Raw genomic sequence first — 16,758 nt, forward strand, 5'->3', positions numbered from 1 at the left:
GCGGGCAGGCAGTCGAATCCGCAGGTGCGACACATTTCTCGAATGTGTCGCAGTTCAGCCGGTACACCACCTCCGGGGCCGCGATTCGGCCTCGCGATCTCCGCGTCCGCAGGCGGCACCGTGGGGCACCGTCACACGGCCTTTGGCCATCTGTGCTCCACGGGTGCCACGACGTCCGCCCGCGTCCGGGCAGTGACCGCCCGGACGCGGGGGAGGCGCACCCTGCCGCCTGCGCGGCCGGGCTTCGGCTCAGTTCTGGGACCGGATGAACGCGGTGAGATGGCCCACGGTGTTCAGGTGTTCCGGCTCGAGGGATTCGGGGTCGAAGGCGATCCCCAGGTTCTCCTCGATCGCCATCAGCACCTCGAGGGCGGCCGTCGAGTCGAGGCTGAGGTCCTCGAACAGCCTCGTCTGCCCGGTGGCTTCGGGCAGGTCCTTGCCGAGGACCTTCTCCAGCACCTCGATGACGTCCTTTTCGTCTACCATCACAACTCCTTGGTCGAATTAGTCGATGTCCAGGGCTATTTGCTTGTCCAACAGGTCCTCGACCGTGTCCCGCCGCCGCACCAGATGAGCGGCCCCGTTCAGCACCATGACTTCTGCGGGATATCCGTGACTCAGGAAGAGCCCGGGGGACGCGGACGGACCGTAGGCGCCGGACCTGGTGACACCGATGAGGTCACCCGGCTCCAGCCGGGGCAGTGCCGCCTTCTTGACCAGCAGGTCATTGGGTGTGCACAGGGGTCCGGAGACGTTCCAGCCGCGATCGTCGACGTCCGCCGTCCGGTTCAGCAGCGCCACAGGGAAGTTCCGCCGGACGAACGAGCCCGTGCCGACGGCCGCCATGTGGTGGTTGGTCCCGCCGTCCGCCACGGCGAAGGGCTCCCCGAAGGACTCCTTGACGTACCTGACCTTCACGATGTACGTGCCGGCTGTCGCTGTGAGGTAACGGCCGAGTTCCATCAGCACCCGGGTGTCGGGATGGCGGCTGCGGAACGCCCGTACAACCGCGTTGATCTCCTCGGCCAGGACTTTCGTCTCGAGGTCCCGCTCGCCCTCGAAATAGGCGACGCCGAGACCTCCGCCGATGTCGACGATGTCCATCGGGCAGCCGAGTTGCCCGGTCACCCGCTCGGCGAGTTCGAGGATGCGCTCGGTGTTGGTGCTGATCACCGACTCGTCCAGGATGCGGGTGCCCATGTACGCCTGGATACCGACGACCCTGAGGTGCGGCCACCGGCCGTCCACCGGCCCGCAGGCCATCAGTTCCGCCTCGTCGATACCGAACTGGCGTGGCTTACCGCCCATCGTCAGGCCGGCCCCCTTGATGGAGAACTCGGGGTTCACCCGCAACAGCACCTGTGCGGGTCCCGTGCCCTGGGCCGCCACCAGGGCGTCGTACCGGTCGAGTTCCACCAGGGATTCCGCGATCAGCAGTCCGACCTCCCCTCGGGCGCAGGCAGCCAGTTCCTCCGCGCTCTTGGCAGGGCCGAGGAAGATGATGCGGTCGGCGGGGACTCCCGCCAGCCTGGCGGTGGTCAACTCCGCGAGTGACGACACCTCCGCACCGGCCCCGAGCCGATGCAGCACCTGGCAGACGCCGATGTTCGGATTGGCCTTCATCGAGAAGAAGATCTCGACCGATTCGTCCAGCACCGATCGGAGACCGTCGAACTGGGCCGCCAATGTGTCCGCGTCGTAGACGTACAACGGAGTGCCGAACCGGTCGGCCAGTTCCTCCGCAGATATTCCCTGAAACATTCCTGCGTCGGGTGAACTGCCGCTCACGCTGATTCACCCTCCTGCCACTGGACCAATGCCTCGGTCACCTGCTTGTCCAACGTATTCACCTGATCCAGATCGGAGCCGAGCACGATTCCGTACAGCCGCCCGGAGCCCCCCGCACTGAGCCCGGAGCCGACCGTCGCGAAGTTGTTGACGATCAGACCCGCGCCGTCGCTGTCCGGACCGAGCAGCAGGTCGCCGAGAACGCTCCGCAGTTCGGCGAAGGGCAGGGGCCGGCGCAGGACGACGTCGTAGTGCCGGGCCAGGGCGGTCACGCCCGCCGGGGCAAGCATTTCCAGGAGCGACTCCTGGTAGGTGGACATGTTGTTGCGCGCATTGATCTCCGTGAGCGGGTACAGGCCCCCCTCGGGGTCGACCATCGCGTCGATCCCGACCACGCCGAAGTACCCGTCGGCGGCCAGCGCCTCCCCGACGCGCCGGGCGACGGAATCGATCTCCTTGTGATCCGTCTCCGTGATCCGCGCGGGAACGAGATGTCCCTTGTGCACTCCCCTCTCAGTGAGTGCTTCCTTCACGAAGTCGAGCCGCGTGGAGCCGTCGCGGCCGACGGTGAACTGGTAGTTGAGATCGGCCGCCTTCGGCACCCATTCCTCGACGACCACGCTGAGCCGGTCGTCGGAACGCCGCTCGCTCCGGGTGGCGAACATCCGGCCGAGCTGGTCGAGCCTGGCCTCCTCGGTGATCTGGAGGATGCCCTTGCCCGAGACACCGTAGGCGTCCTTCACAGCGACCTTGCCGCCGTCCCGCAGCACACCCCGAGCCCATTCCGCCGCCTCCTGCCAGCGCTCCAGGCTGTCGCACCACCGCCCGGCGGGCTGGCGCAACTGGAGGCGGTCGGCCAGCTTCCTGCTGTAGATCTTGCTGTTGACGGCCTTGCACACCGCCGCGGAGGGAGCTGCCAGGGGGAGTCCGGTCTGCTCGGCCAGCCGCTCCTCGCGGTCCGACACCCCGTGGGCGATGATCACCGCTCCCTGGTCCCGCAGGCCGGCCAGCTCCTCCAGCAACACGCTGTCAGCGAGGGCGTCCGCGGTGACGTCCTGCCTCGGATCGCTGACTGCGGGAACCAGGGGCCGAGGCGACCGCCAGCCGAGCGATTCCAGATACGCGACGTAGTCGGGGTCCGGCCGCTGCTTGAGGATCACAGCGTCGCCGGGCCCGGCCAGCGTCAGCGCAAACTCGTCCATCCGGTTGACCAGCACATCGGAGGACGGAGAATTGAAAGTGGGCAGACCGAGTTCGTTTGCTCCCCACTGACGTTCGACCTCGAAATTCCCGAGGAATACCAGTGGCGCGGTGGACGCCACACCGAATGCTTTGCGCAGGCGGGCGAGAAATGCAGGCTCTCTATCACGCATGTTCAGGACGATAAGCCTCTCGATTCCGGTGTGACAATCGGCCGGTTCGGGCATGGATTTTTTTCTACTCCGAAATTGTTCGGGGCGCGCTCGCGGTATTCGTGACGCGCAAGGGCCCGCTCCGGCGTGTGTGTTGGGGTGCCCTCGGGCGAGCGCACAGCCCGCATTCCGGTGCCAGGCGGGGGGCGGAAGAGGGCGCGGCGACGGCGGCTGTCCGCCGCGCCGCACGGCCGATGACGGCCGCGGTACTCCCTTGGACATGCGCCACGGCACGGTCGCCTCCGCACCACTTGCGCCCTCGGTGCGGCGTCGGTCGGGTCCTTGCGTCCTACCGCCGGAGAACGCCGTTGACGACGTTCATGCGCTGTATGTTGCCGGTGCCCTCCATGAACTCGATAGCTCGGGCGTCTCGGACGAGCTTCTCGAGGTAGGGATGGTCCAGCAGCCCTCCTGGGCCGAAACAGTCGACCGCGTACCGCGTCGCGCGTTCGGCCAGCGCCGCGGATCGGGCCTTCGCCGCCGCGCCCAGTTCGCCGCGGGACGGATCCCGGTCGACTGCCGCAGCGGCGCGCATCGTCAGCCTCCGTACCGAATCGATCTCCCGACGCATCCGGTCCAGTCCGTCGCTGTGGACCGTTCCCAGTCCCTTTCGGTGTTCGACCACGTAGTCGTATGCGGCCTGGGCCATGGCCACGCCGTGGCCGGCCACGATGGGACGGAACAGATTGAAGGCTCGGAGCCAGCCCCACAACCCGCCCCGGGTCCCCGACAGGTGGGTACCGAGCAGCCTTTCGGGGGTGATGTGCAGCCCTTCGAAGGTGAGCTGGCTCAGCTCGGCAGCCCGCAGCCCGAGTGTGGGAACCGGGACGGCGTGGAATCCGGGATCGGAGGTGTCGATCAAGACCGGGGTCGCCGCGAGAAGGCCACGGCCGCGCATGGCGAACGTCACGCCGATCTGAGCTCGTGCACCGTTCCCGATGTACCGCTTCACCCCGTCGAGCACATATCCGCCCCGCTCCGCGTCAGGGGTGAGGCGTGTTGTCATACCACTGGCGTCGGAGCCACCACGCGGCTCGGTGAGGGCGAAGAAGGTCCAGGTCGGCCTGGCGGCCAACCGACCGAAGAACCACTCATGCTGACGGTCGTCACCCAGCGCGGTGACGATGGGACCGGAGAGCGAGGATCCGGGGGCACCAAGCAGGAACCCGAGGTCGCCACGTGCCGCCTCCATCAGGAAGACGACCTTCTCCAGCGTCGTCTCGAGAGGGAAGCGGCGCTTCCCGGCGACGAGTGGTGCGGGCCGGTAGGCAGGTGGCGCGTGCAGGAAGGCCAGCTGCCGCGTGAAGGGTGTGTCGGCGTACTTGTAGATCAGCGAGGGGTCCCTGTCGAGGTCCAGCCCGTAGGGACGGATCGCATCGGCGAACTCACGGCCCAGTCCTCGCAGCGCGTCCAGATGGCTGTCAAGTTCGATCATGATCAGCCCTCTCGATGTAGGTATTGGCGAGCAGTTCCGAAAGGTGTGCCGTACGTCCCGGGCTTGCCACGGTGAAGCCGTGGGCGCCGAGCAGCCTCAGGAGGATGCGGTCGGTCTCGGTGATCCTGTCGTGAAGCAGTGCCAGGTCACCGAAGTCGGCCTGGGCCTCGGCGAGGACGGCCTCTGTCTCCCATTGCCCGATGGTGGCATCGGCCAGCGCGCCCTTCACCAACTGCTGGTCCAGCAGCCGCCCACTGCTATTGCTCCGTCCGGCCAGATGCGAGGCGGCCGCCTTGAAAAGCTGCCGCGACCACGCGAGTCGCAGCCTGCCCAGCTCCACCGCACTGTGCGGATCGGCCTCGTCACCCGTGCGCGGTGTCGCGCGCAGACGGATCACGGCGACGTCGTCCAGTACGGGCAGGATGCTGACCGTCTCGATATCACTCTTGCGCGCCACCCATCCGGTCCCGGTGCGCAGGCGGCCGATGGTGCCGAGCAGGCAGACCGGTACCAGGGCCTGTCCGTTCGGCCCGCACAGCGCGGCATCGGCACCAGCCAGGCGGCCGTGGAAGGCGGCGAGGTCCCGGATCGGTCCGCTGTCGCCCCCGTCGTGCTCGGCGTCGTCCGGCGCCCAGTCGCCATAGCCGAGCAGGTCATGGTCCCCGTCGGCGGTCACGGCATCGCGGGCCTCGGTCGTCACTGCGGGCCCCCGGTGTTCAGGACACAGGTGCTCACGTATCCGAAGCGCTCGTCGTAGTCCGCAAGGAGGATGCTCTGATCGTGCGCCGGCCGCTGCTCGTAGAAGTCGGCGAGCGTGGCCCACAGCCCGGTGCACGGCTGGCCCTCGGGCGCGTGAAGAACGTCCGCCTTCACCCCCGTCTTGGCCCAGTACGGGGCTACGTCCGCCCGGCAGACAACAGTGAGGGACTCACCGTCGGCGGCCTGGGCGGCCTCACGGAACCAGTCGACGACCTCGGTCGCGGACGTGGAGACGTGCTGCCGGATCTCCGGGGCGCCGAACCGGCCGTCACGCTCCAGGAGCAGCGTCACGGCCGTGTCCTTCGTCGGCCTCAGGTCCTGTGGAATCGACGGCCCGGACAGCACGGCCGTCTGGTCCATGATGAGGATCAGACTCCGTCCGTTGTCGCCGGGGGCGAGGGTGGAGGACGCCAGCCGAAGGCTGGTGAAGGGCGCGGCACCGCCCTGGTCGGAAACCGCGAAGACCGTGCCGACGCCCCCCACCGTGTGCTCGAAGTAGGGGAGTGCGAAGGTCGTCTGCGAGTCGGGGACGGAATTGGCCAGCACCGCCACGTCGAGACCTTCTGTCAGCGGACCGAGGCGGTCCGCCACAGCGTTCATCATGTCCAGAAACGAAACACGGCCGCCGTCGAAGGACGAGTCGTCCCAATGGAAACCATAGAGTTCCCAGAGATCCTTGAAGTAATGGCGATCGATTTCATCGAAGGAGCCGCGTTCGTCAAACGTCAGGTGGTCCATGCGGGCGATACGCAGTCCGGCCCGTTCGTTGTCCGGCTTCGGTCCGATGTACACGTCTGCGTTTCCTTTCGGTCAGTGCTCGAAAACCATGGCAGAGAACGTGGCACCCAGTCCTACTGCGGTCATCAGATAACGGTTGCCCGGCTTCAGTCGGCCGTCCGCACGAAGCGTGCTGTAGTTGATGAAGGGGTCGGCGCCGAAGCAGTGCCCCACCAAGGAGAGGTTCTCCGTGAAGAGCCGCTCCCGGTCCTTCACCCCGAGGGCCGCCAGTACTTTCAGCCAGGAGAGCCGGTTCACGTGGTGCGGCAGGATGTAGTCGATCTCGTTGATGTCCAGCCCAGCCCGGTCGAGCGCTTCCTCGATCACCTCGGTCAGCGCGGGGGTGTAGTGAATCCCCCACTCCTCGTGGTCCTCCGGGGTCATCCGCGCACCCCGGTAGTACTGCCCGTAGGTACGGGTGGCGAAGCCGAGCACCGTGTCCCGGCCGCCTCCGGCGCGCACGAGGATCGCCGCCACCCCTTCACCCATCACCGCGGTGACACCGAGGACCTGTGCGTCGTCGGTGAACGTCTTCTCCCCGACGAAGACCAGTGCGAGGGCATCCGGGTCGCCGTCCTCGGCGAGCAGCCGGCCAGCGAGTTCCACGGACATCAGCACGGACGCGCACGCCTGCTGGTTGAGTGCGAAAGCCTGCGCGTGGGACAGCCCCAGGGCATCCCGTGCCTCGTGCAGCGGATTGATCGGATAGGGCGCGACCACCGGAACGGTCCTCGCCTGCACGATGTAGCGGACCAAGTGCTCTCGGCCTTGCAGCTCCGGCAACGACCGTGCCGCTGCAATGAGTTGACCGGCCAGGCCGAGATCGGGATCCGAGCGGACCTCACCGAAGCCGTAGTAATGCTTGTAGATCTTGATTTCCCGGTCGCTGAGACCGAAGCGCTTGAGGTACTCCACCACGGGCTCAACGTGGGCAGGCAGATAGGCGGATACCGCAGCTAGGGATGTCACTCGTGCCTCCTGGTGGTCATGAACGTACGCCCGCTCCAGGATCCGAGAGTCCTTCCGGGCGTGGAAGCAGCCCACGGGCGGTCCAAATGCCTGCACATTCGGCTAGGTCGATTTACTCCCGACCGGCAGCGGGGCGCGAGCGCCGAGCTCCTGCGGCGGTGGTCCACCGCTCCGTACCCGTCCCGGCATACCCATTTCCGCAGGCCCTTCGACCGGACAATGGGCATTGGATCGGATCGGCGGACCCGAGAGGATTCCACGTATGAGCGTCGGCTGAGGCCACCGGCCCTGCGTCACCACACCGTTTCCCGCAGCGGTGGGAGCCGCAACGCACCCGGCACAAGCCACCGGGTTCGCGGTGCCCGCGGACGGCGCCTTTCTCCCTCATCGAAAACCATGAAAGATGGGCCGGCAGCATCCAGGGTCATCTCCCGGACGTGTGCCCCCCGGGAGGTTCATGTGCGCAGCTCCGCTCGACTCGAACGAGTGCAGGCACGGCGGGACATCACCACCATGGCGCTGCCCTTCTTCGCCGCCCAGGTCACGAACTTCCTGGCGCAGCTGGGTGTTGTGGCGATCCTGGGCCGCATGGGTGGCAACGCCGTCTATGTGAGATCCCTGTATCAGCCCATCGGCTATCTCCTGCTGGCTCTCACCGTGGCGTTCGCCGTCACCAACCAGGCCGCCGCCGCGATCAGCAAAGGGAAGCGTGGCCCGGAAGAGGTCATGACCCATGCGGTCGCCCTGGCCCGTGTCTGGTTCGTCTGCGGAACTCCGCTGTGCGCCGCGCTCGCCATCGCCGCCCCGTGGCTGGCCGACGTGCTGGACGTCGACGCACAGGTGCAGCCCACCTTTGTCACGTTCCTGCGCTGGATGAGCGTAGCCGGACTCGTGAGCATCGGACCGGAGTTGTGCGCCTCCAGCCTGCGCGGCTACGGCCACGTGCGGCAGGCCACGCTCCTCACCGTCTCCGCCGCGACGCTGCAGGTCATGTGCGTCGCGGGTCTCGGGCTCGGCGCGGGGATCGGCGTCGCCGCCGTCCCCATCGGCCAGGGCACGGCAGCCATCGTGGGTCTGGGCGTGGGTCTGTTCATGGTGCGGCGTACCGAGCTGTGGAATCCGCGCGCCGCGGCGCCGGGGCGGCTCGACGACGCGCTGTCCGGACTGAGGCGGATAGGCCTGCCGGTGGCCGCGTCCCTGTTGGTGATATCCGGATACAACTTCGCGGTCCTGGGTGTCCTCACACGCTACGGCGCGAACGTCGTGGCCGGATTCTCGGTGGCGACGGCGCTGCAGAATTTCGTGTTGCTGCCGGGCACGGTCATCGGAACGGCGACCGCGATTGCCATCAACCAGCAGCGGGGGGCCGGTGAAGGAGCCCGCGCCCGCGACTCGCTGCGCGGCGGTCTCGAGGTCTCGGCGGTGGCCTACGTGGTGATCGCCGTGGCGGTGTGGTCGGTGGCCCACCCGGTGGCTCGTCTGCTGAGCAGCGATCCGGCCGTGTCCGCGTCGGCCGGTTCCTACTTGAGCATCATCGCGCTCACCTACGCCTTCCAGGGGCCGGTGCTGACGGCGCTGACCGCGCTGGAGGAGATCGGCGCCGGGGTGCGGGCCATCGTGCTCAACGTCGTCTATTTCGGCGCGATCGTCGTGGTGAGTGCGTCGCTCGCGGGGAGCCTGGGGGGTGCTGACGGATTCTTCGAAGTGGTGGCCTGCTGCAACTTCATGGGCATCTCGGTCCCGTTCTACATATTGCGGTACATGCGGCGGATCACGGCTCCGAGCAGCTGAGCGAACGGACCACCAGCCGGGCCGGCCGAAGTTCTCGTCGAACACCGAACCCGACCAGGACACCCCGCACACCCGCCCCAGCACGGCCGATCGCCGACGGACCCCCGGTGAGGCGTCTCACGTAACCCCGCGCCGGGCCGGGACCGTGGGCGACCACGGTCGTACCCGGACATCGAACTCCTCGGGCCCGGCGAGTGCCACGGAGGCACCGTAGCCCTCGGCGACAGGGACGTCCCGCACGTGCCACCGCTCGTTCTTGGGCCCGGTCACCACCAGCGGAGCCTCCCCTGCCGTGTGCAGTTGGACCCCGTGCGGCAGCAGGCTGCCGCCGGCTGCCTTGACGCACGCCTCCTTGCGGGTGAACAACCGCACGAACAGGGCCGCGCGTTCGGCCGGAGGCACCGCAGCGACGGCCGCGGCCTCTGCTGCGGGGAAGAACCGGACGGGGGGCTTCCTGCTCCAACGCGCGGCGATCCGCTCGACGTCCACACCCACCTCGCGACCGGCCACCGCCAGCAACGCCAGCCCGTCCGAGTGACTCAGGCTGGTGTGCAGGCCGTCCGCGACACCGACGAGACGCGGCTTTCCCTGAATGCCCCGGTGCCAGGTGAGGGAGTCGGGCGACACATCGAGTTCGCTCGCCAGGATCAGTCTCACGGATCCGTGGGCCACCGCGTAGCGGTCGCGGCCCTCCTGATCGACGATACGCCTCCAGCGGCCCCGTTCATCGTCGCTCAACAGCTCCGCGAATTCCCGTACGTCGATGCCCGGCGGGCGCAAGTCGACGCTCCAGATCTCCACATGGTCGAAGCATGGGTCCATCTTGCCAAACTAGATCCGCCCAGCAAATCCTGACAATCAACCGCTTTGGGCCTGGCAATCTGTCCAGGTTCTTCGAGCGAACTCCCGGTGTTGGCAGGCACCGTGCGGTTGCGTCATTTTGATTGACGACAACCACCTGTCCGTCGAAGGGAGACGTGGCCGCGACCGTCCGTACGGGCGCAGAAAAGCTCCGGGAAAGCCGAAGACAGCTCGCCCCCGACCAGTGGCACCTGGTACTCGGCCGCCGCTTCTGACGCCCGAACGCAACGGCTGGGGCACGGCCGCCGCGCGACGAGCGGACTGAATGAATGCCGGCCATGCCGGTGCACAGCGACCACATCCCCGACCACCGGCTCACCGTCCATTACCTGTCGACGCGGGCGCTAGTACCGCCCGGCCACCCCCTGTGTCGTAGCGGCATTCGGCGCGCACCGCGCGAGTGGGTCCGCGCGCCGATCACCGGCCATATGAGGACGAGACATGAACTCCCCATCGAACTGCAATGCGGTGCTCGCCGGTATCGGGGCCTATGTGCCGCCGGACCGAGTGAGCAACGCGGACCTCATCGCCGGTGGACTGGACACGAGCGATGAATGGATCCGCACCCGCACGGGCATCGCCACCCGGCACATCGTGCGGGCGGGCGTGGCGACGTCGGACCTTGCCGTCCAGGCGGCCCAGCAGGCGCTGAAATCCGCCGGAACCAGCGAGGTCGACGCCTTGGTTCTGGCGACCACGACACCGGACAGGCCCTGCCCGGCCACGGCGCCCGGCGTGGCCGCCCGGCTCGGACTGCACGAGGTGCCGGCCTTCGACATCGCCGCTGTGTGTTCCGGCTTCCTGTACGGACTGGCCACGGCGTCGGGACTGATCGCCTCCGGCATCGCCGGTCGGGTCCTCCTGGTGACGGCTGACGCCTTCTCCACCCTCATCGATCCGGCCGACCGCTCCACCGCCGTCATCTTCGGCGACGGAGCGGGGGCCGTCGTGCTCCGGGCAGGCCGCGCCGACGAACCGGGCGCCATAGGCCCGTTAGTGCTGCGCAGCGACGGGGCGCACAGCGACCTGATCGAGGTCCCCGCGGGCGGCTCGCGCCAACGAGCGTCCCGCACGGAGCCGCCCGCGGAGGACTTCTTCTTCCGTATGCAGGGAAGCGCGACCTACCGGCACGCCGTCGCACGCATGACGGAAGCATCCGCCCTGGCCGTGCGGATGGCTGGATGGAACATCACGGACGTCGACCGATTCGCCGCCCACCAGGCCAACGCCCGCATTCTCGATGCAGTGGCCAAACGACTGGGCGTTCCGCCGCAACGGCGGTTGTCCAACATCGAACACGTGGGGAACACCGGGGCCGCCTCCCTCGCCCTTCTGCTGGCCCAGTCAGCAGAGGCCCGTCGCCTGAGCACCGGCGACAAGGTCCTGCTCACCGCCTTCGGTGGCGGTCTGACCTGGGGCGCGGCCACGTTGGTATGGCCCGATCTCCCCGCTGCCTGACCACGGCACCGAAATCGTATGACCGTAAGAGAAGAAGGAATCGCGATGTTCGAAGAACTCAAGAACCTACTCGTCACCAGGCTCGGGGTCGAACCCGAGGTGATCCAGCCCACGACAACCCTGCAGGACACCGACCTCGACTCGCTGGCCATCGTCGAGATCTGCATGTTCCTGGAGAACGACCTGAACATTTCCATCAGCGACAGCGAGATATTCGGCATGAACAACATCGGGGATCTCGCCGGTCTGATGGAACAGCGGAGCGCGAACGTCTGATGGCTACCAAGGATGTGGCTGTGACCGGTCTCGGCCTGGTCACACCCGGTGGAGTAGGGGTCGACACCGGCTGGGACGCTGTGACGAACGGAAAGCCCGCAGCTGCCATCGACCCGTCACTCGACGGCTGCCCCGTGCAAATCTACTGTCGTGTTCCCGGTTTCGATGCCGACGAGCTGCTGGGAAGCCGTAAGTCGCGGCGCATGGACCCTGTCACCCAACTCGCCGTCGTCGCCGCCCGGGAGGCGATCCAGGACGCCGGTCTCGATCCCCTCACGTGGGACGGGGCCCGGGTGGCCGTGGTCCTCGGCTGCGGCGCGGGCGGACTGACGACCCTCCACGAGCAGTACGGCCTGTTCACCCAGAAGGGGCCCGGGCAGGTCTCCCCGCTGCTCCTGCCCAAGCAACTGCTCAACATGGTCGCCGGCATCGTCTCCATAGAATTCAACACCGCCGGCCCGAGCCTGGTGACGACAACAGCCTGCGCCTCCGGGACCACAGCCATCGGCCTGGCCCGCGACCTGCTCAACCTGGACCGCTGTGACATCGCCATCGCCGGCGCCAGCGAGGCCTGGATAGCTCCCGTGTACATGTCGGCTTTCGCGAAGATGAAAGCCCTCTCCCAGCGTCATGACGACCCGGCCACCGCATCCCGCCCCTTCGACGCCGACCGGGACGGTTTCGTCGCGGGGGAGGGAGCCGGGATTCTCATTCTCGAACGGCTCGCGGACGCACGAGCACGGAACGCTCATGTCCGGGCTCTCGTCACGGGCTACGGCGCCTCCTCGGACGGCCACCACATCACATCCCCGCATCCCGAGGGCCTAGGTGCGCAAGCCGCGGTCCATGCCGCGCTCAAGGATGCCGGCGCGACACCGGGCGACGTCGCACACATCAACGCGCATGGCACCGCGACCCGCCAGAACGATCTGGCCGAAGCAACCATGCTCGAGCGCACCTTCCCCCACCGCCCCTATGTCACCTCGACGAAGGGTGTCACCGGGCATCTGCTCGGCGCTGCGGGGGCGGTGGAAGCCGCCTTCACCGTCCTCACTGTCGAGCAAGGGCTCATCCCGCCGACCGCCAATCTGCACACGATGGACCCTGACATCCACATCAATGTGCCGACCACAAGCATCTCCGCTCGCGTGCCCTTCGCGCTCAGCAACTCCTTCGGCTTCGGCGGACACAACGCCGTACTCGCCATCACCCCGCCCTGAGGTCCCGTCAGTGAATCGCGCGTCGAACCGCGGGCCCGATGGTCCCATGGCTGAAGCCCTCTGTTGACGGACGGGCTGTTGCCGCAGTACATGGCGCCGTCAGCGGTGGTCCTGCACGGGCCACCGTTGACGGCGAACAGCAAGCCGGACCGCAGGGCGCGCTGTCTGCGGACCAGTTGGACGACCAGTCGATCGGACAACTGGTCGACCGCGCTCGCTCGAGCGGCCTGCGACTGGTCGGCGAGGGCGGACCCTTGTACGGGTCGGCCACGCCGCATCGGAACGGACATGCTGACCGGCGGCAGCCCCCGCGCCGACGATGCTGAGGACGGGCTGCCGCTGCGGCCGGAGGAGACGACCACGTGACGGCTGCTTCTGTCCCCTTCGGGACTCCAGGACCCGGGCTGCGGCTCACGCCATTTCGCGGGCTGCGTTACGTCCCGGAGCGAGTCGGTGGCCTCTCCGCCGTCATCTCGCCGCCGTACGACGTCGTCGCACAGCCGGAGGGGGTATGCGCGCTGCGGGGCGCGAACCCGTACAACGTCGTCGGGCTGACTCTCCCCCAGGACGGCGAGCCGGCGGCCCGCCACACCCGGGCTGCAAGGGCCCTGCATCGCTGGCGCGCTGAAGGTGTGCTGGTGCCGGACTCCGTACCCGCGCTGTACGTGTACGAACAGGTAAGCCCGGACAGCGTCCTGCAACGCGGCCTCATCGGCGCGCTCCGCCTCACCGCGGCGGACGAGAGGTGGTACTCCCCCACGAGAACGTGACGCCCGCTTCCCTGGCCGACCGTGCCGGGCTGATGCGGGCCACAGCCGCCCATCTGGAACCGTTGCTGCTCGCCTACCAGGGCGAGCACGACGACGCGGCGGCGCGTGTCGTCGAGCGCGCGGCGCAGCAGCCTCCGCTGCTCTCCACCACCACCGAAATCGGAGTCAGACACCGGCTGTGGGCCATCACCGACGCTGCCGAGATAGCGGCGGTTGACGCCTCCCTCGCCCCGCGCCAGGCGATGATCGCCGACGGCCACCACCGCTGGCTGACGTATCTGCGTCTGCGCGACGAGCAGCGCGGACCGGGGCCGTGGGACTACGGACTGGTGCTGCTCGTCGATACGGCGCGATTCCCGTTGCGGCTTCGGGCGATCCATCGGGTGCTGCGGCGCCTGCCGTCGGCCGCCGCGCTCGACGCCGTGCGGGACGTCTTCGAAGTGGAGAGCGTTGAGGGGCCACTGCCGACGGCCCTGCGCGCACTGGACGCGGCGGCGAACGGCGGTGGCCGGAATTCCTATCTGCTCGCCGGCGACGGACGCTTCCATCTGGTGACCCGCCCCGATGAGCTGCATGTCGACGAAGCGGTACAGCACGACCGGCCGGAGGAATGGCGGCGGCTCGACGCGACCGTCTTGCACAGCCTGCTCATCGACCGCCTGTGGAAGATCCCCGACACGCCGGAGGACATCTGCTACGTGCACGACGCCTCAGCCGCAGTGCACCAGGCGGAACGCCTCGGCGGGACGGCTGTGCTGATGCACCCGGTGCCCGAGGCCACTGTGCTCGCACTGGCACGGCAGGGCGTGATGATGCCACACAAAACGACGTCCTTCGGTCCGAAGCCCGCGGCAGGACTGGTGCTGCGAGGCCTCGATCTCAGCTGACCCCCGCTATTTCAGCGGAATTGACGAGCTGACGCCGCTGACCTTCCGCCGGTTGTGGCGGGTCGACATCCCGGGCTCGCGCCCTGCTCGGCGAGGTCGGCGATGCTCTCCTCCGGACGCCGAGCTCATGCCGTATGCCACTTGCGTCCTCGCTCTTCACAGCCTCACATGTTCAACCGGACGTATGAGGCGAACGCCGAAGCCCTGAGGACGAGGGGCAGTGGGGCAGGGCCCTCGGCAGTCTCGTGCTCGCGCGCGACTGTGATTGTACGGCGAATACGGATCATCCGTCACTCATGCCTCGCACACACGGGCGCTGTTGACCGACTTCTACGTAGCCATAAGATGAACAGGGAAAGTCTGAGTGAACTCATTGAAACTGGTGAGTGTTCAGGTGCAGTGGGCACGCAAGGTGCCCTGGCAAGCCTTTTGTCGCTTTCCCGCTGATTGATCCAATTCTTCTCTCATCTTTTGGCAAATCCCTGAAGTGGAACAGAAGCCGCCCCTGCACCCCCGACCTGGGGTAACGCGGGGAATGGAAGTATGTGAAACGTGCAATAATGCCGCTGTCAAAAGATTGCGCCCTGCAACTACTTTCCGGTGTCTTGTTGATCCTTTGGTTTTAACGCGTGCACCCCGTGCATCTGCCGCGGGTGAGTTGTGTACCACCCTGGAAGATCAGTTCGTTTCTGTTGACATCTCAACGCTGAGGGTCAAAGGGAGCTGATCGTGCGTCACAGACATGTGACTCATGGCAGTGCAAGGAAGAGACGGTCGAGCCAGAAGCGACGGCTGGGCCAGATAGCCATCGGCGTGCTGCTCGCAATGGCGGCCGAGACCGCGCTGGTGTCGCAGGACACCGGGCTGGCGTTCGCCGACACGGCCTCGGGTGTGACCGCCAAGCCGGCGCATACGCACTCCCGCAAGGCTACCGGGCCTGCACAGGCGCAGGACGAGGTATCGGCGGTGCTGATGGCTCGCCAGCAGCACCGGAAGATCGAGGTGTTGTCGAAGCGGACGGCGGACTCGACGACGTACGCGCTGCCCAGCGGTGAGCTGGAGACCGACGCGTACGCGGGGCCGGTCCGGGTGAAGCAGGGCGGGGCATGGAAGGACATCGACACGACTCCCTACGACGGCGGCGGGCACACGGCACGGTCGTATCTGAAGTTCGACATGTCGAACTTCAAGGGCAAGCACATCACGTCGGCGACGATGTCGCTGTACTCCTACTACTCCGCAAGCTGCTCCAGCACCGCTAACACCCAGGCCAAGCGGGTCACCTCCACGCTGGACACCAACACCCTCACCTGGGGTGCGCAGCCGTCGACCACGACGACCAACATGGCCACCAACACCGGTCACTGGGGCTATGACTACCTGGAGAAGTACGGCCCCAAGATCGCGGTATGGGTCGAGAAGGTCGCCGGCAAGACGGTCGGCAAGTGGATCCTGGAAGCCTTGTCTCACGTGGAAAGTTGGGTGCACAGCAAAATCAAGAAATAACCGCACGCCCATGAACTGACCGACACCAGGGGGCGGACACCGGCCCGCCCCCTGGTCCTGCCACGAACACCGCTCCATCCGACCGAGGGCCACTCCCATGCTGAAGCTGATCTGTTCCATCGCCGTCGCCGTACTCCTGCTCTGCGCCTATGCCGGCGTCCGCGGCGCCCTACGCCGACGGCACGCCCCGACAGTCGCCCCTACCTCCGCCACCTCCCACGAGGCCGTCCTGTCCTTGCTGCGCTCCGGCCACCGAGTGGCCGCCGTACGCCGGGCCAGGGAACTCACCGACGGTGACACCGAAGCCGCACTCGCCCTCGTCGAACGACTGGAGGCCGACGACAGCGAATGATCCCGGTCCGCCCCTCCCTCATTATCTTTTCGCGGTCCTGCAAGAAGGCCGCTGGCCTCCGGGCCCGGCACGACTGTTGCCCCCCGTCGAACGGATGACCTGGGGGACACCGGGCCCGAGGGATGTCATCGGAGACGCTGATCAGAGGCCCGACCACCTCCCAGCCGGGCGCAATGAACGGGCTTCCGGCGCGGGTGTGGCAGTTGCTCTGGTCGTCACCACCGTCCAACTCATGTGGGCGAGAACCGAGTCGGGGCTGAAGGCTGATGCCGTCCAACGCCTTTCGGCACTTCAGCGACGATTCACTTGCGTTCGTCTCCTCGGTCCCCACCTGACGCCTCATCGGCGCCTTCTCCTCGTCGCTCACCACGACGGTCGTCAACCAACGCAGCACGAGGTGGTAGGGGCAAACCGGGCAGTCAACCGCTCACGGCCACGCCGCCGCGACGCAGCTCAAGAAGATCAGGCGGAACGGCCGCTCCACCGGCACGATTCCG

Annotated in this window: 14 protein-coding genes and 1 pseudogene; 7 read left to right on the forward strand and 8 right to left on the reverse strand. The window is 67.3% G+C overall.

Translation table 11 applies throughout. The annotated features are described in order from the left end of the window. Window positions 1-249 precede the first annotated feature (249 nt). The 7 genes from ACWD5Q_RS01130 to ACWD5Q_RS01160 form a co-directional block, all read right to left on the reverse strand. Complete coding sequence (locus tag ACWD5Q_RS01130) at window positions 250-486, reverse strand: acyl carrier protein (protein WP_451424874.1); 237 nt, start codon at window positions 484-486, stop codon at window positions 250-252. 18 nt (window positions 487-504) lie between these two features. Continuing rightward, window positions 505-1,761 carry a type III PLP-dependent enzyme gene (locus ACWD5Q_RS01135; protein ID WP_451424936.1) on the reverse strand — a complete coding sequence of 419 codons (1,257 nt, stop codon included), beginning with the start codon at window positions 1,759-1,761 and terminating at the stop codon, window positions 505-507. Between the two features lie 23 nt (window positions 1,762-1,784). Then, window positions 1,785-3,161, reverse strand: a complete 1,377-nt coding sequence (locus ACWD5Q_RS01140) for a preATP grasp domain-containing protein (protein WP_451424875.1) — start codon at window positions 3,159-3,161, stop codon at window positions 1,785-1,787. Between the two features lie 328 nt (window positions 3,162-3,489). After that, a complete protein-coding gene (locus tag ACWD5Q_RS01145; RefSeq protein WP_451424876.1) occupies window positions 3,490-4,635 on the reverse strand; it encodes an acyl-CoA dehydrogenase family protein in 1,146 nt (381 codons plus the stop codon). Continuing rightward, window positions 4,622-5,335, reverse strand: a complete 714-nt coding sequence (locus ACWD5Q_RS01150) for a hypothetical protein (RefSeq protein WP_451424877.1) — start codon at window positions 5,333-5,335, stop codon at window positions 4,622-4,624. Before ACWD5Q_RS01150 ends, ACWD5Q_RS01145 begins: the two co-directional genes overlap by 14 nt. Further along, window positions 5,332-6,186 carry a hypothetical protein gene (locus ACWD5Q_RS01155; RefSeq protein ID WP_451424878.1) on the reverse strand — a complete coding sequence of 285 codons (855 nt, stop codon included), beginning with the start codon at window positions 6,184-6,186 and terminating at the stop codon, window positions 5,332-5,334. The genes ACWD5Q_RS01150 and ACWD5Q_RS01155 overlap by 4 nt, the downstream gene beginning before the upstream one ends. 18 nt (window positions 6,187-6,204) lie before the next feature. Further along, a complete protein-coding gene (locus ACWD5Q_RS01160; protein ID WP_451424879.1) occupies window positions 6,205-7,140 on the reverse strand; it encodes a 3-oxoacyl-[acyl-carrier-protein] synthase III C-terminal domain-containing protein in 936 nt (311 codons plus the stop codon). Between the two features lie 459 nt (window positions 7,141-7,599). On the opposite strand from ACWD5Q_RS01160, the gene ACWD5Q_RS01165 reads away from it, so the two are divergent. Next, window positions 7,600-8,931 (forward strand): MATE family efflux transporter, encoded by a 1,332-nt coding sequence (locus ACWD5Q_RS01165; RefSeq protein ID WP_451424880.1) that lies wholly within the window; start codon window positions 7,600-7,602, stop codon window positions 8,929-8,931. 117 nt (window positions 8,932-9,048) lie between these two features. On the opposite strand, the gene ACWD5Q_RS01170 is transcribed toward ACWD5Q_RS01165, so the two are convergent. Continuing rightward, window positions 9,049-9,753, reverse strand: a complete 705-nt coding sequence (locus ACWD5Q_RS01170; protein ID WP_451424881.1) for a 4'-phosphopantetheinyl transferase family protein — start codon at window positions 9,751-9,753, stop codon at window positions 9,049-9,051. A gap of 480 nt (window positions 9,754-10,233) precedes the next feature. Between ACWD5Q_RS01170 and ACWD5Q_RS01175 the strand changes: the two genes are divergently transcribed. From ACWD5Q_RS01175 to ACWD5Q_RS01200, 6 genes and pseudogenes are all read left to right on the forward strand, one after another. Then, entirely contained in the window at window positions 10,234-11,250 is a 1,017-nt protein-coding gene (locus tag ACWD5Q_RS01175; protein WP_451424882.1) for a beta-ketoacyl-ACP synthase III, read from the forward strand. Between the two features lie 45 nt (window positions 11,251-11,295). Next, window positions 11,296-11,526: an acyl carrier protein gene (locus ACWD5Q_RS01180; RefSeq protein WP_451424883.1), complete on the forward strand. Its 231-nt coding sequence runs from the start codon at window positions 11,296-11,298 to the stop codon at window positions 11,524-11,526. Beyond that, complete coding sequence (locus ACWD5Q_RS01185) at window positions 11,526-12,746, forward strand: beta-ketoacyl-[acyl-carrier-protein] synthase family protein (protein WP_451424884.1); 1,221 nt, start codon at window positions 11,526-11,528, stop codon at window positions 12,744-12,746. Before ACWD5Q_RS01180 ends, ACWD5Q_RS01185 begins: the two co-directional genes overlap by 1 nt. A gap of 362 nt (window positions 12,747-13,108) precedes the next feature. Then, window positions 13,109-14,403, forward strand: a pseudogene (locus ACWD5Q_RS01190) (DUF1015 family protein). 813 nt (window positions 14,404-15,216) lie between these two features. Next, a complete protein-coding gene (locus tag ACWD5Q_RS01195; RefSeq protein ID WP_451424885.1) occupies window positions 15,217-15,909 on the forward strand; it encodes a DNRLRE domain-containing protein in 693 nt (230 codons plus the stop codon). A 97-nt stretch (window positions 15,910-16,006) separates the two neighbouring features. After that, window positions 16,007-16,261, forward strand: a complete 255-nt coding sequence (locus ACWD5Q_RS01200; RefSeq protein WP_451424886.1) for a hypothetical protein — start codon at window positions 16,007-16,009, stop codon at window positions 16,259-16,261. The last annotated feature ends 497 nt before the right edge of the window (window positions 16,262-16,758 follow it).

The organism is Streptomyces sp. NPDC002513, assembly GCF_053595355.1.

Bases quoted from the DNA above. Each gene is read 5' to 3' on its own strand.
- ACWD5Q_RS01130 (WP_451424874.1), bottom strand. From the start codon at position 486: ATGGTAGACGAAAAGGACGTCATCGAGGTGCTGGAGAAGGTCCTCGGC.
- ACWD5Q_RS01135 (WP_451424936.1), bottom strand. From the start codon at position 1,761: ATGTTTCAGGGAATATCTGCGGAGGAACTGGCCGACCGGTTCGGCACT.
- ACWD5Q_RS01140 (WP_451424875.1), bottom strand. From the start codon at position 3,161: ATGCGTGATAGAGAGCCTGCATTTCTCGCCCGCCTGCGCAAAGCATTC.
- ACWD5Q_RS01145 (WP_451424876.1), bottom strand. From the start codon at position 4,635: ATGATCGAACTTGACAGCCATCTGGACGCGCTGCGAGGACTGGGCCGT.
- ACWD5Q_RS01170 (WP_451424881.1), bottom strand. From the start codon at position 9,753: ATGGACCCATGCTTCGACCATGTGGAGATCTGGAGCGTCGACTTGCGC.
- ACWD5Q_RS01175 (WP_451424882.1), top strand. From the start codon at position 10,234: ATGAACTCCCCATCGAACTGCAATGCGGTGCTCGCCGGTATCGGGGCC.
- ACWD5Q_RS01180 (WP_451424883.1), top strand. From the start codon at position 11,296: ATGTTCGAAGAACTCAAGAACCTACTCGTCACCAGGCTCGGGGTCGAA.
- ACWD5Q_RS01185 (WP_451424884.1), top strand. From the start codon at position 11,526: ATGGCTACCAAGGATGTGGCTGTGACCGGTCTCGGCCTGGTCACACCC.
- ACWD5Q_RS01200 (WP_451424886.1), top strand. From the start codon at position 16,007: ATGCTGAAGCTGATCTGTTCCATCGCCGTCGCCGTACTCCTGCTCTGC.